General features: G+C 64.1%; 5 protein-coding genes. 3 read left to right on the top strand and 2 right to left on the bottom strand.

Annotated elements, in window-relative coordinates; genetic code table 11:
* Positions 1-920, bottom strand: a 920-nt coding sequence (locus E5W87_RS24455; RefSeq protein ID WP_292403372.1) for a cation:proton antiporter, incomplete at its 3' end; no start/stop codon positions are given.
* Positions 921-1,123: 203 nt separating this feature from the next.
* A complete protein-coding gene (locus E5W87_RS24450; protein ID WP_292403369.1) occupies positions 1,124-1,573 on the bottom strand; it encodes a host attachment family protein in 450 nt (149 codons plus the stop codon).
* Between the two features lie 393 nt (positions 1,574-1,966).
* Here E5W87_RS24450 and cysG point away from each other — a divergent pair, with 393 nt between their 5' ends.
* The 3 genes from cysG to E5W87_RS24435 all read left to right on the top strand — a co-directional run.
* Positions 1,967-3,391, top strand: a complete 1,425-nt coding sequence (gene cysG, locus E5W87_RS24445) for a siroheme synthase CysG (protein ID WP_292403366.1) — start codon at positions 1,967-1,969, stop codon at positions 3,389-3,391.
* Positions 3,388-3,693, top strand: a complete 306-nt coding sequence (locus E5W87_RS24440; RefSeq protein WP_292403363.1) for a DUF2849 domain-containing protein — start codon at positions 3,388-3,390, stop codon at positions 3,691-3,693. Before cysG ends, E5W87_RS24440 begins: the two co-directional genes overlap by 4 nt.
* Before the next feature lie 47 nt (positions 3,694-3,740).
* Positions 3,741-4,573: nitrite/sulfite reductase (locus tag E5W87_RS24435; RefSeq protein ID WP_292403360.1), on the top strand; the 833-nt coding region annotated here is incomplete at its 3' end.

Genomic DNA, 4,573 nt, shown 5'->3' with positions numbered 1-4,573 from the left:
AACGGGTCGAACAGCATGCCGACCGAAACGAAGAACAGCACGGAAAAGGCGTCGCGCAGCGGCAGCGATTCCTCGGCCGCCCGATGGCTGAGTTCGGATTCGCTCATGATCATGCCGGCGAAGAAAGCGCCCAGCGCCAGCGAGACGCCGAATAGCTTGGCCGCGCCGAAGGCGACTCCAAGCGCGATGGCAAGCACCGCCAGCCGGAACAATTCACGCGACCCGGTATGGGCGACGTAGTGCAGGATCCAAGGGATGACCCGGCGCCCGACCACCAGCATGACGACGACAAAGGCCGCGACCTTGGCCAGCGTCACGCCGACGACACCCCAAATGCCGTAGCTGGCCGGCAGCGACAGCAGGCTGCTATGGGTCTCCACTTGCTGCTGGCCGCCCAGCACGCCAGCCAACGCCGGCAAAAGCACCAACGCCAGCACCATCGCCAGGTCCTCGACGATCAGCCAGCCGACGGCGATGCGGCCACGCTCCGTCTCGATCAGCCGCCGTTCCTGCAAGGCGCGCAACAGCACCACGGTTGAGGCGACGGAAAGCGCCAGCCCGAACACCAGCCCCGCGCCCATCGACCAGCCGAGCATCCAGGCAAGAATGGCGCCGAGCGCTGTCGCGAAGCCGATCTGCACGATGGCGCCGGGCACGGCGATGGCGCGGACCGACAACAAATCCTTCAACGAGAAATGCAGGCCGACGCCGAACATCAGCAGGATCACGCCGATTTCGGCGAGTTCATTGGCGAGGCCGGCATCGGCGACGAAGCCCGGCGTATTCGGCCCGACCAGCACGCCGGCGATAAGGTAACCGACCAGCGGCGGGATGCGGAAGCGATTGGCAATTGCGCCGAAGACGAAAGCCAGCCCCAGACCGGCGACGATGGTGGCGATAAGGGGCGTGTCATGCGGCATGGTCTATGGAGCGCCTTTCAAAAATCACGATGTCGGATATGCGTCGCCAAAACGCCGCCGCTTTGGCAATATGGGGGCTCGGATGGCCGCGAGGCAACCCACAATGCCATGAAATCGATGACAAGGATGGCAGAAGGCAAGCCGCTTCGAGGCTGGCAACGTTGCTGCAAAAAAGAAACGGCTGGCGCGCCTAATGCCAGCGATCAGGCCGCCTGCAGCAGATTCTCGATATCGATGATGGTGTGGTTGGTCAGTGTCTTCGGAATTTCCACGGTGATTTTCTCGGCAACTTCCTTGTGCAGTTTTCGGCGCATGTCGCCTAACACCTGCGGCGGTGCGATCAGCACCATTTCCTTGAAGGCGCCGCGGTGCGCAAGCTTGTACAGCCGCTCGGCAATTTCGTCGGCGAAACGCTCCTTGCCGAGGCGATGCCAGTCAGTGTCCTCGACTGCGCTGCGGTGGACGGAAGGGCCGTCGCTGTAGCGGCCGGGGCGGTCCGAGCCCTGCTCTCGGGTCGCCGGATTTGCCTGTTCCATCTCCTGCACGACTTGGAGGTCGGGATATTGGGTGTCGCCACGGTTCTCGAGGAACAGCGCCTTCTCGCCGTCGGCCACCACGATCCACAATCCGCGTTTCAGCTTGAGGTTGTTCACGGAGCGCTCCTTTTTTCTGTTTTTCATAGTTTTCTAGGCCCGTCTCTGGAGCCATTGCCGCAGCTGAACAGCCAGGCTCGGATTCGCAGGGCAAACGCGCGTCGAGGCAGGAATGTTCCGGTGTTCCGCGCATCGCAGCTTTAGTCTACTAGATTGGTAGAATTTAGAAAAACGTGTTTTGTAATATACCTCGCTTGTTGCTAGAACCGCCGCAGATCAAGGCCCGCAACAGCGGCTTGGATCCGCTCCACTCGTGGGTGTGGAATTTTTTTCTCCTGCCTTTGGTGCTTGCAGAAAAGCGATTGCTTCGCACGAAGCGATGCGCGAGTGCTTTCCTTCTGCTTTTTCGCTCCCGCGCGTAAAACTGACAGCGTATTCAGGATTCCACTCGCCATGCCGCAGGCTACCCCCAAGCTTAACGCCTTTCCCGTCTTCATGCGGGTCGAGGGCGAAGCCGTGGCCATCATCGGCGGCGGCGAGGAGGCTCTGGCCAAGGCGCGGCTGATCGGCCAATCGAGCGCGGCGCTGCGCATCATAGCCGATGCTGCCGAGGCCGAGTTGCTGGCCTTCATCGCCGCGAATGGCGCCATTCACATCGCTGCCGCCTACGATGCCGCGCATCTCGAAGGCGCGGTGATGGTGTTTGCCGCCAGCGGCAATGAGGCGCTCGACCGGCGCGTTGCCGAGGATGCGCGCCGGCTGGGCATTCCGGTCAACGCCGTCGACCGGCCGGAGCTGTGCGATTTCTTCACTCCTGCGCTGGTCAACCGCGCGCCGGTCGCCATTGCCATTGGCACGGAAGGGGCAGGCCCGGTGCTTGCCCAGATGCTGCGCAGCCGCATCGACCGCATGCTGTCACCGTCGCTCGGGCCGCTTGCTTCGCTTGCCGCCTCGTTGCGCGGCACCGCCGAGAGATTGCTGCCGAAAGGCAATGCCCGCCGCCGCTTCTGGAGCGCCATGGAGGCCGGCCAGCTTTCGCAAGCGCATGACACGGCCGTCGATCTTTTGCTTTCGAATGCGCCGGCATCGGGCCATGTCGCTTTGGTGGGGGCTGGTCCGGGCGCCGAAGACCTGCTGACGCTGCGCGCCCACCGGCTGCTGATGGAAGCCGATGTCATCGTCCATGATGCGCTGGTGCCGGAGGCGATCGTCGCCATGGGCCGTCGCGACGCCGAGCGTCTGCCGGTGGGCAAACGCAAGGGCTGCCACACCAAGAGCCAGGCCGAGATCAACGCGCTGCTGATCGAACTCGGCCGCGACGGCAAGCGCGTCGTGCGGCTGAAATCCGGTGATCCGCTGGTGTTCGGCCGGGCGGGCGAGGAAATGGCGGCGCTGCGCGATGCCGGCATCGCCTATGAGGTGGTTCCGGGCGTCACCGCGGCCTTCGCCGCAGCCGCCGATTTCGAGTTGCCGCTGACGCTGCGCGGCGTGTCGTCGTCGATGGTGTTCACCACCGGCCACGACCTCAAGGGCAATTCGCTGCCCGACTGGGCCAAGCTTGCGATTTCCGGCGCCACGGTCGCCGTCTATATGGGCCGCTCGGTCGCGGCCGAGGTCGCCGGCCGGCTGATCGAGGCCGGACTGTCGCCGGACACCGCGGTCGCCGTGGTCGAGAATGCCAGCCTTGCCAACCGCCGCCGTTTCCACGGCACGCTCGCCGACCTGCCGTCGCTGGAGGTCCGCGCCGACCTTACCGGCCCGGTCATGACGATCATCGGCGATGCGGTCGCCGGCGCCAACTTTGAACGTTCTGAGCCGCTTGCGGCACACAGGCATGAAGGCGCGGCCCAAACGGCCGCCGAAGGAGCTGAACGATGAAAGTTCTGACCGCAAACCGCCTCACCGATGGCGAAGCCGTCTGGTACGCCAATGGCGGCTGGGCCGAGACCATCGACCATGCCGACGTCGCCCATGACAAGGCGGCTGAAGACCGGCTGGAGGCGATCGGCGCCACGGCCTATGCCAACAATGAAGTGGTCGATGTCAATCTGATCGACGTGACCGTCGCCAACGGCATCATCGAGGCGGTGCGTCTGCGTGAAAAGATCCGCGCCGCCGGCCCCACCAACCGCAACGACCTGGGCAAGCAGGCGCGCCCGGAAGCCGCTCGGGCGGCGTAAACGACCACCATTGATGAAACGGGCGGACGCGCCCGGAAAGACCAGACATGTACCGTTACGATGAGTTCGATCACGATTTCGTCCAGGCCCGCGTCGCCGAGTTCAGCGACCAGGTCGCGCGGCGGCTTGCCGGCGAGATCACCGAGGATCAGTTCCGGCCGCTGCGGCTGATGAACGGCGTCTACCTGCAATTGCACGCCTACATGCTGCGCATCGCGGTGCCTTACGGCACTCTGAACAGCAAGCAGCTGCGCATGCTCGGCCACATCGCCCGCAAATACGACAAGGGCTACGGCCATTTCACGACACGCCAGAACATCCAGTTCAACTGGCCGGCGCTGTCGGACATTCCGGCGATCCTGGCCGATCTGGCGAGCGTCGAGATGCACGCCATCCAGACCAGCGGCAATTGCATCCGCAACGTCACCGCCGACCACTTTGCCGGTGCCGCCGCCGACGAAGTCGCCGATCCGCGCCCCTATGCGGAAATCCTGCGCCAATGGTCGTCGGTGCATCCGGAGTTCTCTTTCCTGCCGAGGAAATTCAAGATCGCGGTGACCGGCGCAGAGCGCGACCGCGCCGCCATCCAGACGCATGACATCGGCTTGCATTTGAAGAAGAACGCGGCCGGCGAACTCGGTTTCGCCGTCTATGTCGGCGGCGGCCAGGGCCGCACGCCGATGATCGCCAAGAAGATCCGCGACTTCTTGCCCGAGGCCGACCTTCTGTCCTACTGCACGGCGATCCTGCGCGTTTACAACCTCTATGGCCGCCGCGACAACAAATACAAGGCGCGCATCAAGATCCTCGTCCACGAGACCGGTGTCGAGGAGATCACCCGCCAGGTCGAGGCCGAATGGCAGGAGCTGAAGGATGCGGA

Source organism: Mesorhizobium sp., from assembly GCF_004962925.1.
Classification (GTDB): Bacteria; Pseudomonadota; Alphaproteobacteria; order Rhizobiales; family Rhizobiaceae; genus Mesorhizobium.
The sequence above is the reverse complement of the archived record's forward strand: the minus strand, read 5'-3'. Positions and strand labels throughout refer to the sequence as shown.